Raw genomic sequence first — 16,772 nt, 5'->3', positions numbered from 1 at the left:
CTACAATCAAAAATTGCAACGCAGTTATCGAGTATTTTAACAAGCTAGAATGACCAGTTATTTACTACGATTGGTATAACCTATACTCAATCTCACTAAAGCAACCAACCCCATGTGAAACTCCACAAACAAAAGGCTGAGGAGCAGATCTTTACCCTACAAACAATGTACTAGCTATTTTGATTTTGTTAGTTCGTATGGCCTTAATATGAATGTTCAATATAAATAGGAAAACACTTTAGGACTTACTAGAAAAAGTGGGCTCGCAAAATTAGAGCAAAAGTTATCAAGCGGACTCAATTAGTGATGTTTGTATAAAAACACGTACAAGAAATATAAATGATAGATACAAAAAATCCCGCAGGGGATGCGGGATTTTTACTAGTGACTAAATTGGTTTAAAGGTGACTAGCCTTGAATGCCAACGATTAACCATGGCGCATTAGGCGCAGTCAAGTCACGCTCTAGGTGCCAGATATCTTCGATTTCTTCTTCAACACCTTCTACTGTGTCACGGTAACGACCGCTAAACTGCAGACTAAGCTGTGCTTTATTTGCATCGTAATCAGCACGGACGATCTCCGCATCAACGTACATTACGTCAGTATGCTGCTCACCGTCGAGCTTCGCGCGCTCTGCTTTTAGGTCTTCAAACAAGCTTGGAGAAACATATTCTTCAATAGTTTCTAACTGGTTGTGATTCCACGCACCTTGCAGGATTCGATAGTGTTCACGAGAACCATTAATGAACGCTGCTTGGTCAAAACCCGGTGGGTAGTTATGTGGTACGTCTGTTTGAGCGCCAAAACCACCAAAGCCACCATTATTTGTGTTTGGTTGTTGCTCAAAGTTTTGCATGTTTGGTTGCTCAAACTTAGACGCGTTGCCACCAAATGCAGGCTGTTGACGATGCTGGTTCATACTGCCCTGCTTCGCACCTAGCATACCGCGCATTAGTTTAAAGATGACAAAGGCAATCAAACCAATAATTAGGATATCCATAAACTGGATACCTTCAAAAGCACCGCCAAAGAATGCAGCAAGTAGACCACCAGCAAGAAGTCCGCCTAGCAGACCACCCATAAGGCCTTTCTTACTTGAAGACTTTGTCGTCTGATCTTTACCGACCGTATTGGTGTTTTGTTGCTGTTGTTTCGGTGCTGGTGCGGTTTTGTAGCTCTTACCGAAAGACTTACTGCCACCAAACTTCTTCGCTTCCGCGATAGGCGTTACAGCAACAGTAAACATCAACAAAGCAACAATAGAAAATAAACGTTTCATCGTTATCCTTAAAGTTAGCTATCTAAGATAGTGCCCCATTTTCAAGACGAAACAATCGTTGTTTCAAACAGTAGCACGCCAAAGATGATTTTTAAGTCATCATACTCTGTATACCGATTGATGAAAATAGCTTATAGAAGCTGACATGTATCAGAATATTGCCAAAAATGCAGACTGCTCACACTGCTTACAATTCAGCTGAAGGCGCTTGATCAATGTAAAAAAAGTATGGAATAAGTTCACTAATACTCCAGATTGTTTTACTTGAATTAGAATCAGTGACACAGCTCAGAATCCTACACCTTGAGGGCACTTGGACACATTGCCTTGTTGACGGTTAATAGGTAGCTGACTATCATATTGAACGATGTTCAATAAAGTAGTTTGAGAATATGGCACGCAGAAACGATCACACCCGAGAAGAGTTAGTGAATTTGACGTTAACAACGGTCAAAAACTTTTTAGATGAGAATTCTTACCACGAACTCAGTCTTCGTAAAATCGCTAACATGATTGGTTACGTGCCAAGCACATTGGTAAATGTTTTTGGTAATTATAATTTGTTGTTGCTTCATGTTGTCGCTCAAACTTTAGATGAGTTATCTCAAGAAGCACGCAAAGCAACTAATGACAGCAAAGACTCCCATCAAGCGCTTTTTGAACTCGCTTATTGCTACCACGATTTTGCTCAAAAACACCCATACCGTTGGCAGTTAGTGTTCGAACACAACATGAATGGAGCAGAACTTCCGGAATGGCATGCCAAACGTATCGATGGTATGACGGGAATGCTAGAGTCACTATTGGCTCAAATCGCACCACATCGTACTGAATCCGAAGTGATTCAAGCGAGTCGAGTCCTTTGGTCTGGCGTACATGGCATTACTTTACTCAGTGTTGATGATAAGTTTTTCTCTAGTGAACCAATTGATGGCAAAGAATTGATCAGTAATCTTCTTTCCAACTACCTCACGAACTGGTAACAAAGGATTATCCATGTCATCCGACAGACAGCCGTCCTTACTTACGCAGAGAAAGTTCCTGCCCTATTTCATTACTCAGTTTTTTGGCGCTTTCAACGACAATATTTTTAAAAACGTTTTGCTGTTATTTGTCGCATTCGCTGGCTCCAGTGCACTACCTATTTCGAGCAATTTGTTCATCAACCTTGCGGCAGGCTTGTTCATTCTACCGTTCTTTCTGTTCTCTGCTTCCGCTGGCGTATTAGCCGACAAATATGAAAAGTCATGGTTTATTCGTAAGGTTAAACTATTTGAAATAGCCATCATGCTCTTGGGTGCCATCGGATTCATAACCGAAAGTTATGGTGTGCTTTTATTGCTACTGTTTTTAATGGGCACACAGTCAGCATTTTTTGGCCCAGTTAAATATGCCCTTTTGCCTCAAAAGTTAAATGCTAAAGAGTTAGTGCCCGGCAACGCTCTTGTTGAAGCAGGTACCTTTATCGCCATCCTTATTGGCACCTTAGGCGCTGGGATTATAGCCTCTGCAGACAACGCAAAATACCTTGCCGCATTTTGTGTCGTGATCTTCGCATTGTTAGGCTACTTGTCGAGCCGCTCAATCCCCTTTGCTGCAGCCAGCGCGCCCAATCTCTCTTTTCGTTGGCAACCATACAAGCAAACCAAACACACGCTCTCTATCGCCAAATCCGATCGAGTTGTTTTTCAATGCATAATGGCAATAAGCTGGTTTTGGTTTTTAGGCGCCGCATATCTAACACAATTTCCGAATTTCACTAAGATTTACCTAAATGGCACCGAGAGTGCGGTGTCTTTCTTGCTCGCTCTATTTTCCATTGGTATCGCGCTAGGGTCGCTACTTTGCAATTGGATCTCAAACCATCGTATCGAAGTCGGTATTGTGCCAATTGGTGCCTTTGGCATTACGGTATTTGGGTACCTAATGGCCACTTCCATTCCCAATGATCTACCTACTTTCCATAACTTTGTAGACTTCTTTAGATATGAGCCTTTTTGGCCATTATTTTTCTACCTATTGATGATTGGCGCTTCGGGCGGTTTGTTTATCGTGCCTCTTTACGCATTAATGCAGCATCGAGCAAAGGAAACCGAACGTGCTCAAGTCATCGCAGGGCTCAACATTTTTAACTCTCTGTTTATGGTCGGCAGCGCTGTCTTAGGTATTGTGTGCCTAAGTGTAATCAAGATGACAATTCCTCAGCTGTTTGCATTGTTAGCCGTTTTAAATTTCTTAGTCGCCGCTTACATCTTTTTGCAAATTCCTATTTTTGTAGTTCGCTTTGTCATGTGGATGCTTACGCACACCATCTATCGAGTTAAGCATAAGAATCTACACAACCTACCCGAGCATGGTGGGGCATTGATTGTATGTAATCATGTAAGCTACATGGATGCATTGCTACTTAGTGCCGTATGCCCAAGGTTGATTCGTTTTGTGATGGAGGAAGATTACGCCAACCTACCTCCATTAAGGCGCTTTTTACGTCGAACTGGGGTAATTCCAATTTCAGCGAGTAACAGAAGCTCTATCAGACGTGCATTTAACGATGTGGAAGCTGCGCTAAGCGAAGGTCATATCGTCTGTATTTTCCCTGAAGGAAGATTAACTTCAGATGGTGAAATGAATGAATTCATGCGCGGTATTGATATCATTCTACGTCGTAGCCCAGTACCCGTCATACCTGTTGCACTTAAAGGCTTATGGGGAAGCTATTTCAGCCGCGCAAAAGGTCGCGCATGCTGTGGCTTACCGACTCGATTTTGGTCAAAGCTAGAAATTGAGGCAGGACAACCGGTGCCACCAAATGAAGCAACGGCAAAAACAATGTTCGATAAAGTGCATCAACTTAGAGGCGACTGGCGATAAATACACTTGAACACATGTTTAGGATAACTGAACATGTGTTCAAATCATTAAGACAAACTGACCACACCCAGTGCGATATACTCTCCCTTTCATTCACAACAGCGAATAAAAACCTTGAATAGAAACTACCTCCTGTTTGGATTGGCGTTACTTTTTTGTCTAACCCCTCTTGCCTCCTCTCCCATTGCTCTAGTTATCGGTTTTCTACTCGCAAGTTTTGGTTTTGTGCCTTCCGAGCTGCCCATCGCTTCTTTTACTAAAAAGCTGCTGTCTTACTCGATTATTGGCTTAGGCTTTGGCATCAACTTTGAGCAAGCACTTGCAGTCACATCGGATGGTATCGGCCTGATCATCGCCACTATTACAGGCACACTGATCATGGGCACTCTCATTGCCAGGGTAATTAAATTGGAGCGAGTAACCGCTTACTTAATCTCATCAGGTACTGCAATTTGTGGTGGTAGCGCAATTGCTGCTGTGGCACCGGCCATTAAAGCGAAAGACGAGCAGATTGGATTAGCACTGGCAACGGTATTTGTCCTGAACTCCATTGCACTCTTTGTGTTTCCTGTGATTGGACATGCTTTAGGGCTAGATCAACACACGTTTGGCACATGGGCTGCGATTTCCATTCATGACACATCTTCTGTTGTCGGGGCTGCCTCGGCCTATGGGGAAGAAGCACTAACGACGGCAACAACATTGAAACTCGCGCGCGCTTTATGGATCATTCCTGTTGCTTTGATCAGTGCCGTCATCTTTTCAAGAGGCCAAAAAGAGAATGGAAAGAAAAAACTAGCTATCCCTTATTTCATTTTTTGGTACTGTGCAGCTATCGCGTTTAGCGACTTATTTCCTCAATTTGAAATGGTCTATCACGGCATTTTCATTGGAGCAAAGCAAGCGTTGGTTGTATGTCTGTTCTTGATAGGTTGTAGCATTTCAATTTCAAAACTAAAGTCTGCTGGAGCTAAGCCACTGTTGTTTGGTGTGACTCTGTGGGTGTTAATTTCGACCACTTCTCTAAGTTGGTTACTGTTTTAGATATTGGTGGTCTGCTTATCGCGTTGAGGGGACGGCATTTCCCGTTTGCTATTTTTGTATATAACGACCAACGCAATAGCGATCAAAAATGCCGTTAGCTCTGCAAGAGAGCGGGCTAGCCCTTCACTACTTATCGCGATACCAATTTGTAGTGCTACTGCCGCAATTAAAACTAGCTTTGCCATCCTGAACCTTATGCATTTTCTCTCCACGAAGAAGCATAATTATGATTCAGAGTTATAAGGATACGAAATTCTCTTTATGACTAATACATAGCAAAATTGACTAATGCTGAAGTGATGACAACAGCCACTCTTTCACGGCCTTACGTGAAATTTTGATCCCACCTTCTAGTAGAGTTTCTGGCATTACATGGTATCCCACTGGCCATTTAAACTTCTCTAACTTTGATTGCAAGTGCTGGTCATACTCCGACTTGCTGCGCAATCCATTGGTCTGAATCACAGCTACTGGTCTATGACCAAACTCCGCGTCTTCGACTGGAACCACTATACTCTGCACTACACCATCAATTTGGTTCAAAGCGGCTTCAATCTCTTCACAATGGATATTCTCACCACCAGAGATAAACTGATTGTCGGCACGGCCGATTATCTTTAATTCATCACCTTGCCACTCGCCAAGATCCTTGCTGTCAAACCAGCCTTTCTCATCCAGAAATGGGGTAACATGTCCTTGATGGAAATACCCTGCCGCTAATGTCTTACCGCCAACAAAAATGCGTTGGTCAACTAATTTTATCTTACGGTGCTCCAATACATGCCCAGCATTACTGGTACTGTCAATTCTCTTTGCGGTAACGGTAGAGGCCGCCTCCGTCATCCCATAACCTAACCATGTCTCAATGCCTTGCCCTGTTGCTCGTAGTGCCAACTCGTGATCAACGTGGCTGCCGCCCAGTAGCACATGTGTCAATGACAAATGTGCATCATCATCCAATAACCGTTTGAGCTGAGTCGCAACCAAAGAAGCGTGTGATACGCCCTGAACATCATCAACAAGTTTCCCTGAACCGACTTTTAGTGTTGCTCCGACATATAGCCAACGATAGACAATCGCCAATCCAGAGACGTGATACAGCGGAAGCGATAATAGCCAAGCATCTTGCTGAGTGAAAATGAACTCCTGCAACAAGCCCTCTGCAGACGCAAGATGCTGTCGATGTGTATGAACCACAGCTTTAGGCTCCCCTGTAGAGCCAGAAGTAAATACTACTGAAGCGAGCCGGTCATGATGATAGCTATCTTCAGTCAACGAATCACTCTCTTGCTGTGATACTACAGGCGGTGAAAGCAATGTTGCCTTGAGTTTTTGTATATCATGTTCAGAAAAGGTCGAAGCGCACTCCTGAGAAAACCAGATAAACCGAGTTTGATCAGGCCTGTAAAGTGTAGCAAGCTTACCCTGCAACTTATCTAGTGGTTGTTCCATGGTCAGCGCAGCGAGCGCGCCTAACTGTTTGGAGGCAAGATAAAACAACAGTGTTTCTACTTGGTTCTTGCCAACCAAAGTCAGCACATCCCCCCGAGTTACACCCAAGTCATTCAAATAGTGAGTGTATTGGTCAATACGCTTCGAGAGTTGTTGCCAGTTTAATACTTCTGTTGATGTCTTGAGTGCAATAGAAAAAGGGCTCGTTTGAGCCCAATATTTCCATGGCGCCTTCGCAATATTGTCTACGCAGAATGCCACACAATCTCCTGGTCTTTTAGAGGAAGAACGGGAAGTTCACACTTAGGCCAGCCCTGCTCTAGCTGAGCTTTGAATAAGCCAATCGTATCCAAGCCTGGAACTTCATCAGGCAGCTGCCATTGGGCAAAGCGCGCTAATTGAGTTAAACCGAGACTGGATTCAATGCTCGAGCTAATCACTGCTTTCATCCCCAGTGACTTCGCTTTCTCTATCAGTGTAATACAAAAATCCACCGAACCAATGAGTGTGGGTTTGATGATGATCGTTTTCACACCAGTTAGATCTTCAAGACGGAAATCTTCACGACGAACCGCATCTTGCAATGTTTCATCCCAAGCGATAGCAATACCAGTATTAATCGCAAAAGAGAGACTATCGCCAGGAGAGCGGCACGGCTCTTCTAGAAACGTGATTCGTTGACGCAGAGACGGGGCAATGTACTTAGCGAACTGCTGCGCTTTTTCTGGTGTCCAAGCGCGATTGGCATCGAGTCGAAGCGTTAATTGAGGGATTGATTCAAGAAAAAGGTTCACAAGCATGCCATCGCGAATTGGCTCATAAAGTCCAACTTTCACCTTAGCGACTTTCTCACCTTCCATTTCGTTCAGCTTTGGAATGAGCTCATCTGGGTCGCCAGTGCATAGTGGCGCTGTTTGGTATTTACCTTGTTGTGGTAAGCCACCAGCTAATTCAAGCAGTGCCATCGATAAACCAAACGCAACCGACGGGTACATATTGGCATAATCCACATCCAACTCTGCAACCCAACGCTCCGCCTGTTCTTGTAGCTGAACACCCGCATCTTCGGCGCTCTCTAAGCTAAAACCAGGAAGAGGAGCGACTTCTCCAAGCCCTGTTTTACCATCTTCGGAAAGCGCAACAACATAACCAACACGTTCGGTTAGCTTGTTGTTACGTAGGATGACACCACTATCCATGGGCAAGCTATAACGATAAATTTTCGCTTCACGCATAATTCAAGTCCTATGTAATGCCGTATATTTGAGCGTTCTGACGAGCAATCCCACCAGCCTCCCAGAGGGCGAGGCGCTCAGGAAAAAAGGAACAGAGGAGCTAACACGCTCCTCATTTAGACGGATTATGGGTTGCGAGGGAATTTATCGAAGTCTGGGCGACGCTTCTCGTTAAAGGCATTACGACCTTCTTGGCCTTCATCAGTCATGTAGAACATCATCGTTGCGTTACCCGCTAGCTCTTGCAGACCCGCTTGACCATCACAATCTGCGTTTAATGCAGCTTTCAGGCAGCGCAATGCCATTGGGCTGTGCTGTAGTACTTCACGACACCAACGAACGGTTTCTTTCTCTAGATCCGCTAGTGGTACAACTGTGTTTACTAGGCCCATGTCTACCGCTTCTTGAGCATTGTAGAAACGACATAGGAACCAAATTTCGCGAGCTTTCTTTTGGCCTACGATGCGAGCCATGTAAGATGCACCCCAACCGCCATCAAATGAACCCACTTTAGGGCCTGTTTGACCAAATTGAGCGTTGTCAGCTGCAATCGTTAGGTCACACATCATGTGCAGAACGTGACCACCGCCAACAGCCCAACCCGCTACCGATGCGATAACTGGTTTTGGACAAGTACGAATATCGCGCTGGAAGTCCAATACGTTTAGGTGGTGTGTACCTTGGTCGTCTTTATAGCCGCCGTAGTCGCCACGGATCTTCTGGTCGCCGCCAGAACAGAATGCGTCTTCACCTAGACCTGTCAGAATGATCACGCCAACACCAGAGTCGTAACGCGCATCTGCCAACGCATCAATCATCTCTTTTACCGTTTGAGGACGAAACGCGTTACGCACTTGAGGACGCGCAATGGTGATTTTCGCGATACCATCTTCAGACTTATGGTAATGAATGTCCTCGTATTTCTCGCCGCAATCTTTCCATTGAACCGGAGCGTAAAGTTCTTCTTCAGAAATGCCTACTGTTTTAGCCATGGTGATTCCCATTGTTCTCGTTACTCTCACCAAAGTGAGACTGAATTATTTGCTTGGTATGTATCGCAAACTGTTTGGGCTGCTCTTGATGGACGTTATGACCAGCGCCTTCAACTTGTCGATACGCCAACCCGCTACGTTGTGCCAGTTGGCTAAATTTTTGGTCTTTCTCACCACACAAGTAATACACTGGTATGTTCTGCTTTTGCAGTGAGGGCAACAAATATGCCTGTTTGGCTAACGATGTCGACATCAACATATTCGCCACCGCTGAGCCAAGATTATCACTTCGCTTCGCAATGAATGTTTGTCTTTGCTCATGGTTTAGTGAAGAAAACACCGCTTGTTGGTACCAATCGTTCAAAACACGTTCAAGTGGTTCAGTTTTGAAACGCATTGCCCAGCGAGCATCATTCTCTAATCTCACCTGTTTCTCTGACTCAGTTTGAAGCCCGAAGTTTCCCCCTTCAATAATCGCGCCTGCAATATTGAGCTCTGGAAAGCATTGATGGGCAATACCATGCATCGCAATGCGGCCGCCCATAGAGTATCCAATCAAAATAAGTGGTTGTTGTGAGGGAAATAATAAAGATAGTGTGGAACCAAGAAGTTTGCAGCAATCATTTAAATCGCAGCAAAAAATAGATTGGTTGCGTCCGTGACCAGGAAGGTCAACCGTAACACGTTCATATTCGGGTAATGCATTTAAACACGCGAGCCAATCGGCACCGCTACCGAGTAAGCCATGCAAAAACACCAAAGTGGGCAACGTTCTACTTTGGTGTTTTTCTAATACAGGGAAACGTTCAAAGTAAAGCATTCAGACTCTTATTAAATGCCTTGAGTGTCTCAGCAGCTTGATTAGGTGGGGTTTGAACCTCGACCAGCAACGTGCCTTGGCGGTGACATAAATGCTCTTTTACAGATGATTGGAATTGCTCCAGTGTAGAAACATGCAAATACGCCAAACCAAACTGCTTTGCCGCGTGTTCAAACTGATAACCATGAGGCATTTGATAATATGTCGTCCTGCGCTCTGGTGGTACTGGCAACATATCAAAAATCGCACCGCCGTCATTATTAGTAACAACAAGTACCGCCGGCAGTTTATTGTGAGAAAATAGCGCCAGAGAATTGAGATCATAAAGTGCTGCTGTGTCACCGATATACATTAGTAACGGATTACCTCTTGCCCGTTGCACGCCTGATGCTGCAGCAAACAAACCGTCAATCCCTGACGCGCCTCGATTAGTGAAAACCTCTACACCATCCAATTTTCCGTACATATCAACAAGCCGAACAAACAAGCTATTACCCAAGAAAACATCTACGTTCTTTGTGCGCTCGTTGATGTCTGCTGCCAACGCAATTTCGTCAATGGCAGACGCTGAATCAGATAGGAAGGCTTCTTCGATACGTTGATGAACTCGCTTAACGTCATTCACTAACCTATCAGCCCACCCAGCAAATATTGACTTCTCAAAACTAATGCGAGAAACCCACGTTTTAGGAGGCTCAACCCAGTGCATTTGCGCCAGATGATTTTGGTTATTCCGGTCCATACGCGGCGAGATATACCAGTATTGAACGTCTTTATCTTGTTGACTCTGCGAAACTTGTTTATCAATCCATTGGTTCAAACGTTTGGAGATGATTCGGCTACCAAATTGGATAATAAGTTCACAAGATTCAAGCTCGTTTGCAAACTCGGGAAGTTGAAGCCATACATCGTAATGCGCCCAATCCGAACTCAAACCACTTTGCGGGTCTGCAAGTACCGGCCATCCCATTTTTTGTGCAAACGCCTGCGCCGAACGCGCTTGTTCAAGCGGTAAGCTGCCAATCACAACCAAGCCTTTTTTGTCCGAAAAAGGCGGGATGTTCGCCTGTGACAAATGGCTAAAACGCTGAGTATAAGTGCCGCTTCCTTTTCGCCATCCGGCGACCGAATCTAAGTAGGTTTGATAATCCGCTTTTGCGCCGTTGGAATACAAAGGCTCTGGAAATGCACAATTAATATGAACAGCACTACCCTGCAATTGCTGAGTAAACATAACTTCGTCAACAGAGGTCAGCAACCAGTTAAGCGACGTTGCTAAATTTGGGCTTGGTAAATTCAAACTGGCCGAAACATGATGTGAAAAAATACCCAATTGATTTATCGCTTGGTTTGCACCACAGCCGACAAGTTCTACTGGACGATCTGCTGTCAGCAGCACCAGTTTTTCACCAGTAAGTTTGGCTTCGGCAACCGACGGTAATAGGTTCGCCACTGCCGTACCAGAGGTAACGATAATTGCCACTGGCTCCTGAGTAGCTTTCGCTAAACCAAGAGCCATAAAGCCCAGTCCACGCTCATCAAAATGAGTATGAATGGAAAAGTCGGACTGTTCTGCCGCTTCTAAAGTTAAAGGAGTAGAACGAGATCCGGGAGCGATACAAACATGCTTAACGCCAAATCGCTGAAGCTCAATCAATATGGTTTCTGACCAAACTCGATTGAGCACCGCTTGGTCATGACTCATGATGCGACTCCCAATGGCGGATGATCAGAAATCAGCGTAAGTAACGTCGACATTTTCTTATCAAGTTCTGCCCACTCATGTTCTGCCACAGAACCAGGCACAATCCCTGCGCCCGCAAACAGTTGTACTTGATCACCGAGCACAAGCGCGCTTCTGATTGCGACACAAAACTCTGCTCGTTCATGGCTTATGTAACCCATTGACCCCGCGTACCAGCCGCGTGCAAAGGGCTCATTATCAAGAATAAACTGCATGGACTCTTGTCGGGGTAAGCCAGCAACTGCCGCTGTTGGCTGAAGCGCCGATAACAACTGAACACCATTTATCCCCGCTCTTAGACTAGCGTGAATATTTCGCTTAAGGTGCTGCACTTTTCGTAGTCTGACCAAACTCGGTTCAGCTTCCACTTCAACCACTTCAGAATGTGGTGATAGACGGTCAATGATGTCGTCCACCACATACTGGTTTTCGTTCAGGTTCTTTTGGTCTTGGGATAACCAATTCGCCAACTCCATATCTTGAGTGGCATTGTCTCCCCGACCAATCGTACCTGCTAACGCTTCGGTATGTAGCTCATGCCCTACGCGAGAATACAAACGTTCTGGCGTAGACCCCATAAAACTGTGCTTACTGTCTAAGCTCAGCATAAAATGGAAGCTATGATGGTTATTTAAGTAACTTGCTTTAAGTAGCCGTGCAGCACTTAATGTGTTATCAAGCTGCACGGTAGAACGACGCGCTAAAACCACTTTCTTAAAATCATCATTCTCTATACCAGTCAGAACCTTATGAACTAACTCATTCCATTGAGGCTGACTTGGCGTATGAACAATAGAGCGGATGTGAGACGAAATTGGAGCTAAGGTCGCGACCTCACAAACCAGTTTATTCAACCCAGCTAGAGTTCGCGCTTTGTCTTCTGAAATATTAACTGCGAGAGACCACTGTTGGTCAAAACGAATTAACTCAATTTGAGGCAAAAAGAAAAAAGAAGGCATACAGCGACGATTCTTCTCATGCTGTCCATCAAAAGAGCGCCCGCCCCAGACTCTTTGCCCTTCACCTAGAATGGTATAAGCAGGACCTGGCTCAACAAAAGCGTGCAATTGCCCTAGTGCAACGACCTCTTCACGTGTATCGCGGGACTGCCAATAAAACTTAGGGAAAAGTGGTTGTGCATCAAGCCAATCAATAAATGAGAAATTAGGTTTCTCGCTAAGGGGCTCGACCAGACGTGTTTGATTGCCTTCCGATTGCTGAACTCGCTCGATAATTCTCTTTACGGCTTGATGGAACTGTGACAAATCAACCTCGTTGTATGTGAGGATAAATGGTAACTGACGGCTACTCTAAGTTTAGACCCAAAGCAAATCAAGGTCGTATGCGATCTTTTGCAAAATCCTGTGATAGCAAGCGAGCAAAACTTAACCAGCAGACAGATTATTTACAGATATATATTCTAATAAAAAACAAATTATTGTATTTTAATAAAGAAATTAACGAATTTTTAGGAATTAAACAATGCAAAATATCGGGATGTCGTCAAAACTCGACAATGTCTGCTACGACATTAGGGGTCCTGTACTCAAACATGCTAAGCGCATGGAGGAAGAAGGGCATAAAATCCTAAAGCTAAACATTGGTAACCCTGCCCCATTTGGTTTTGACGCCCCTGATGAGATTTTAGTCGACGTGATTCGTAATCTGCCGACTTCTCAAGGCTATTGTGATTCCAAAGGCATTTACTCTGCTCGTAAAGCTGTGGTCCAACACTATCAGCGTAAAGGTATACGCTCGCTAGATGTCGAAGATGTGTATGTAGGTAACGGCGTGTCTGAGTTGATCGTAATGGCCATGCAAGCGCTATTAAACAATGGCGACGAAATGCTGATCCCAGCACCAGACTATCCGTTATGGACAGCTTCAGTTGCACTATCTGGTGGTAAGCCGGTTCATTATCTATGTGATGAAGAGGCTGACTGGTACCCAGACCTTGAAGACATCAAAAAGAAAATCACACCAAAGACACGTGGCATTGTTCTGATCAACCCGAACAACCCGACAGGTGCGGTATACAGCCGTGACTTCCTACTTGAAGTGATTGAGATAGCACGCCAGCACAAACTGATCATTTTCGCAGATGAGATCTACGACAAAGTGTTGTACGACGGTGCAACACATACCTCAGTCGCCACACTCACTGAAGACGTGCTAGTCATGACATTCAATGGCCTTTCAAAAGCCTACCGTGTTTGTGGTTTCCGTGGTGGCTGGATGTTCCTAACGGGGCCTAAACATCTGGCTCAAGGGTACGTGAATGGCTTGGAGCTGCTTTCATCGATGCGTTTATGTGCAAACGTACCAATGCAACATGCCATTCAAACCGCGTTAGGTGGATACCAGAGTATCAATGAACTGATTTTACCTGGCGGACGCTTATTAGAGCAGCGCAACCGAGCGTATGAATTGATCAATCAGATTCCTGGTGTTTCTTGTGTCAAACCTAAGGGTGCGATGTACCTCTTCCCGAAAATCGACACTAAAATGTACAACATCAAGAACGATCAGCAGATGGTTTTAGATTTCTTAAAACAAGAGAAGGTCTTACTGGTGCAAGGTTCTGGTTTTAACTGGCCAAAACCAGACCACTTCCGCATCGTGACACTACCGCACGTTGAAGATCTAGAAATCGCCATTGGACGTTTTGAAAGATTCCTATCAACCTACAGCCAGTAATGAATCACTGGTAGTAATTAGTGCTGATCTCTCATATGCTTAGAGGAACTCCTAGTGAGTTCCTTTTTTACACCAGAAACGGAGAAAGCCATGAAAGAAAGCCATTTTTTCGCCCACCTGGCTCGAATGAAGCTGATCCAACGCTGGCCTTTAATGCGGTCCGTCTCACCAGAAAACGTTTCAGAGCATAGCTTACAAGTTGCTTTTGTCGCTCATGCCCTTGCCCTAATTAAAAACAAAAAGTTCGGCGGCAACCTTAATCCAGAACGCATCGCTATTCTTGCCATGTACCATGACTCCAGTGAAGTATTAACGGGTGATCTTCCAACTCCAGTGAAGTATTACAACCCTGAAATTGCCAAAGAATATAAGAAGATAGAATCGGCAGCGGAACAAAAATTACTCTCAATGTTACCGGAAGAGTTCCACGATGATTTTGCCCCCTATCTTCTTTCTCACTCTGCACACGAAGAGGACGCAAAAATCGTTAAGCAAGCCGATTCCATCTGTGCCTATTTAAAATGTCTTGAAGAACTGAGCGCCGGCAACCATGAGTTCGCTCTGGCAAAAAAACGCTTAGACGTCACTTTGCAAGAACGCAGAACGCCTGAAATGGATTACTTTCTCAATACCTTTGCCCCAAGTTTCGAATTATCGTTAGATGAAATCAGTTAGCTTACGGAGATAATCGTGTCGTTTGAATTACACCCGCAATGGCAAGAGCGCCATGATGATGAGCATAAAATCCGTCGAGACGACCATCGGAGCCCGTACCAACGAGACCGAGCGCGTATTCTTCACTCGGCTGCATTTCGACGCCTACAAGCAAAAACCCAAGTACACGGCAATAGCTTGGAAGACTTTCACCGCAGTCGGTTAACACACTCCTTAGAAGCGTCGCAACTAGGGACCGGTATCGTCGCCCAGTTAAAGAAAAAACAGCCAGAGTTCCGCGATCTATTACCATCAGACAGCTTAATTGATTCATTATGTTTGGCTCACGACATCGGGCATCCTCCATACGGTCATGGGGGAGAAGTCGCTCTAAACTACGTAATGCGCGAACATGGCGGCTTCGAGGGGAACGCCCAAACCTTTCGTATCGTCACTAAGTTAGAGCCTTATACTGAGCATTTCGGAATGAATTTATCACGCCGCACACTGCTTGGTTTGATTAAGTACCCTGCCCTCATTAGTCAAACACGCTCCGTCAAGTTGCCTCAACCAGCCGAGCATCAACGTAAACTAAAAGCAAAAGATTGGAGCCCAGCTAAAGGCATTTATGATTGTGATAAAGACTTATTTGATTGGGTAATTGCACCGCTTTCTGACAACGACAAGGCATTGCTTAGTCTGATGCGTTCAACGCCAGAATCGGAGTTTGAGCACAGTAAAACGCGTTTTAAATCACTCGATTGCTCAATCATGGAGCTAGCAGATGATATCGCCTACGGTGTTCATGATTTAGAAGATGCAATCGTACTTGGTATGGTGACACGTCAGCAATGGCAAGAAGGCGCAGCAAGTCAATTAGCGGACTGTGGCGACCCGTGGTTTGAAGCTCATATCGATTCCATCGGACAGATGCTATTTAGCGGTAAGCACCATGAGCGGAAAGATGCTATCGGTGGTATGGTTAACGCGCTACTGACCAGCATTTCAATCAAAACGGTGGATGAGCCGTTTAATAACCCGTTACTGTCTTGGAATGCGTGTTTAGAACCACAGATGGCACGTGCACTTGACGTACTCAAGCACTTTGTCAGCACCTTCGTTATCCAAGTCCCGCAGGTCCAGATCGTTGAGTATAAGGGTCAGCAAATTATTATGGATATTTTTGAAGCGTTAACAGCAGACCCAGAGCGATTACTACCCGTTCATACAAGAGATCTGTGGTGTCAGGCGAAGAGCGAGAGCAATAAAATGAGGGTCATCGCCGATTATATTTCTGCAATGACCGATGGTCACGCGCAAAAGCTACACCGCCAACTTTTCTCTTCCATCGTTCTTTAGTAACACTCAACCTTTCAAGTAATTCTTTTCAAAAACGCCCGGAGGCATCTGGGCGATTTGGAATTCGATCATCTTTTCAAACGCACGCATCAGCGGTGTAAAGTCTCGCTCGGGTTCAAGCAAGCGAAGCGAATGATAACCAGCCTCGACTGTCGATAAGCTATTCTCAGAGGGCGCCTTACGAATGGTGTAGTGCCCTTGTAGTTGCTTAGGCAACTGCACGGTTGGGAGTGGATGTAAGTTGCTTGAGAGTTGCCACATTTTGTACGCTTTTTTCCACGTACCATCGAGCAAAATCAAACGTATTTTCTTAGATACACTATGACTCGCTTGAGTGATTTCAGAAATGCATCGTGACTCTTCTGATGGGTAAAGAACAAAATGTTGATATGACTCATCCGCTAATAAGTGATTTAAGGCATCATCACAAGAAAAGTCCTCTCCTATCAAACAAATACAGTTATCTAAACTCAAATTGAGAATCCGTGCCGTACCAAGCGGACGATGTTCTTCACTCGTGTGCTGAAGAATGATAAGTTCTACCTCGCTTGCCAGCGGTACAATCCATTGGCAAATACACGCTTTTTGCGATTTTCCACAACGAGAACAATAACGAGACATAG

At 44.8% G+C, this 16,772-nt stretch carries 15 protein-coding genes; 6 read left to right on the top strand and 9 right to left on the bottom strand.

The window, feature by feature from the left end:
- Positions 1-408 precede the first annotated feature (408 nt).
- The gene (locus R8N28_RS11145; protein WP_005384268.1) at positions 409-1,281 is read right to left on the bottom strand and encodes a Tim44 domain-containing protein; all 873 of its coding nucleotides are present in this window, start codon (positions 1,279-1,281) and stop codon (positions 409-411) included.
- Between the two features lie 392 nt (positions 1,282-1,673).
- Here R8N28_RS11145 and R8N28_RS11140 point away from each other — a divergent pair, with 392 nt between their 5' ends.
- The 3 genes from R8N28_RS11140 to R8N28_RS11130 all read left to right on the top strand — a co-directional run bounded on the left by R8N28_RS11140 (position 1,674) and on the right by R8N28_RS11130 (position 5,196).
- Complete coding sequence (locus R8N28_RS11140; protein ID WP_005382308.1) at positions 1,674-2,264, top strand: TetR/AcrR family transcriptional regulator; 591 nt, start codon at positions 1,674-1,676, stop codon at positions 2,262-2,264.
- A 13-nt stretch (positions 2,265-2,277) separates the two neighbouring features.
- The gene (locus R8N28_RS11135; RefSeq protein ID WP_033906874.1) at positions 2,278-4,152 is read left to right on the top strand and encodes an MFS transporter; all 1,875 of its coding nucleotides are present in this window, start codon (positions 2,278-2,280) and stop codon (positions 4,150-4,152) included.
- Between the two features lie 114 nt (positions 4,153-4,266).
- Positions 4,267-5,196 (top strand): YeiH family protein, encoded by a 930-nt coding sequence (locus R8N28_RS11130; RefSeq protein WP_114139466.1) that lies wholly within the window; start codon positions 4,267-4,269, stop codon positions 5,194-5,196.
- Here the strand turns inward: R8N28_RS11130 and R8N28_RS11125 are convergent.
- From R8N28_RS11125 to R8N28_RS11095, 7 genes are all read right to left on the bottom strand, one after another.
- Positions 5,193-5,381 (bottom strand): hypothetical protein, encoded by a 189-nt coding sequence (locus R8N28_RS11125; protein WP_005382314.1) that lies wholly within the window; start codon positions 5,379-5,381, stop codon positions 5,193-5,195. The two genes, R8N28_RS11130 and R8N28_RS11125, sit on opposite strands and share 4 nt — an antisense overlap.
- 100 nt (positions 5,382-5,481) lie before the next feature.
- Positions 5,482-6,909, bottom strand: coding sequence for an o-succinylbenzoate--CoA ligase (gene menE, locus R8N28_RS11120; protein ID WP_065274282.1), 1,428 nt, complete (start codon positions 6,907-6,909; stop codon positions 5,482-5,484).
- Positions 6,894-7,883 carry an o-succinylbenzoate synthase gene (gene menC / locus R8N28_RS11115; RefSeq protein WP_065274281.1) on the bottom strand — a complete coding sequence of 330 codons (990 nt, stop codon included), beginning with the start codon at positions 7,881-7,883 and terminating at the stop codon, positions 6,894-6,896. The genes menE and menC overlap by 16 nt, the downstream gene beginning before the upstream one ends.
- 125 nt (positions 7,884-8,008) lie before the next feature.
- The gene (gene menB / locus R8N28_RS11110) at positions 8,009-8,875 is read right to left on the bottom strand and encodes a 1,4-dihydroxy-2-naphthoyl-CoA synthase (protein WP_005382318.1); all 867 of its coding nucleotides are present in this window, start codon (positions 8,873-8,875) and stop codon (positions 8,009-8,011) included.
- Entirely contained in the window at positions 8,868-9,695 is an 828-nt protein-coding gene (gene menH, locus R8N28_RS11105; protein WP_065274280.1) for a 2-succinyl-6-hydroxy-2,4-cyclohexadiene-1-carboxylate synthase, read from the bottom strand. Before menH ends, menB begins: the two co-directional genes overlap by 8 nt.
- Positions 9,682-11,400 (bottom strand): 2-succinyl-5-enolpyruvyl-6-hydroxy-3-cyclohexene-1-carboxylic-acid synthase, encoded by a 1,719-nt coding sequence (gene menD / locus R8N28_RS11100; protein WP_065274279.1) that lies wholly within the window; start codon positions 11,398-11,400, stop codon positions 9,682-9,684. Before menD ends, menH begins: the two co-directional genes overlap by 14 nt.
- Positions 11,397-12,704 (bottom strand): isochorismate synthase MenF, encoded by a 1,308-nt coding sequence (locus R8N28_RS11095; RefSeq protein WP_065274278.1) that lies wholly within the window; start codon positions 12,702-12,704, stop codon positions 11,397-11,399. The genes menD and R8N28_RS11095 overlap by 4 nt, the downstream gene beginning before the upstream one ends.
- A 217-nt stretch (positions 12,705-12,921) precedes the next feature.
- On the opposite strand from R8N28_RS11095, the gene R8N28_RS11090 reads away from it, so the two are divergent.
- The 3 genes from R8N28_RS11090 (at position 12,922) to R8N28_RS11080 (ending at position 16,149) form a co-directional block, all read left to right on the top strand.
- On the top strand, positions 12,922-14,136 hold the full coding sequence (locus R8N28_RS11090; protein ID WP_005384283.1) for a pyridoxal phosphate-dependent aminotransferase: 1,215 nt from the start codon (positions 12,922-12,924) through the stop codon (positions 14,134-14,136).
- Between the two features lie 90 nt (positions 14,137-14,226).
- A complete protein-coding gene (gene yfbR / locus R8N28_RS11085) occupies positions 14,227-14,811 on the top strand; it encodes a 5'-deoxynucleotidase (protein WP_017634778.1) in 585 nt (194 codons plus the stop codon).
- A gap of 15 nt (positions 14,812-14,826) precedes the next feature.
- On the top strand, positions 14,827-16,149 hold the full coding sequence (locus tag R8N28_RS11080) for an anti-phage deoxyguanosine triphosphatase (protein ID WP_017634779.1): 1,323 nt from the start codon (positions 14,827-14,829) through the stop codon (positions 16,147-16,149).
- Positions 16,150-16,155: 6 nt separating this feature from the next.
- Here the strand turns inward: R8N28_RS11080 and R8N28_RS11075 are convergent, their stop codons facing one another.
- Entirely contained in the window at positions 16,156-16,770 is a 615-nt protein-coding gene (locus tag R8N28_RS11075; RefSeq protein WP_025766956.1) for a tRNA-uridine aminocarboxypropyltransferase, read from the bottom strand.
- Between the last annotated feature and the right edge of the window lie 2 nt (positions 16,771-16,772).

The organism is Vibrio sp. Vb1554, assembly GCF_033344235.1.
Note: the sequence above shows the minus strand (reverse complement) of the source record. Positions and strands in the feature narration are given on the sequence as shown.

Bases quoted from the DNA above. Each gene is read 5' to 3' on its own strand.
- R8N28_RS11145 (WP_005384268.1), bottom strand. From the start codon at position 1,281: ATGAAACGTTTATTTTCTATTGTTGCTTTGTTGATGTTTACTGTTGCT.
- R8N28_RS11140 (WP_005382308.1), top strand. From the start codon at position 1,674: ATGGCACGCAGAAACGATCACACCCGAGAAGAGTTAGTGAATTTGACG.
- R8N28_RS11135 (WP_033906874.1), top strand. From the start codon at position 2,278: ATGTCATCCGACAGACAGCCGTCCTTACTTACGCAGAGAAAGTTCCTG.
- R8N28_RS11125 (WP_005382314.1), bottom strand. From the start codon at position 5,381: ATGGCAAAGCTAGTTTTAATTGCGGCAGTAGCACTACAAATTGGTATC.
- menC (WP_065274281.1), bottom strand. From the start codon at position 7,883: ATGCGTGAAGCGAAAATTTATCGTTATAGCTTGCCCATGGATAGTGGT.
- menB (WP_005382318.1), bottom strand. From the start codon at position 8,875: ATGGCTAAAACAGTAGGCATTTCTGAAGAAGAACTTTACGCTCCGGTT.
- menH (WP_065274280.1), bottom strand. From the start codon at position 9,695: ATGCTTTACTTTGAACGTTTCCCTGTATTAGAAAAACACCAAAGTAGA.
- menD (WP_065274279.1), bottom strand. From the start codon at position 11,400: ATGAGTCATGACCAAGCGGTGCTCAATCGAGTTTGGTCAGAAACCATA.
- R8N28_RS11090 (WP_005384283.1), top strand. From the start codon at position 12,922: ATGCAAAATATCGGGATGTCGTCAAAACTCGACAATGTCTGCTACGAC.
- yfbR (WP_017634778.1), top strand. From the start codon at position 14,227: ATGAAAGAAAGCCATTTTTTCGCCCACCTGGCTCGAATGAAGCTGATC.
- R8N28_RS11075 (WP_025766956.1), bottom strand. From the start codon at position 16,770: ATGTCTCGTTATTGTTCTCGTTGTGGAAAATCGCAAAAAGCGTGTATT.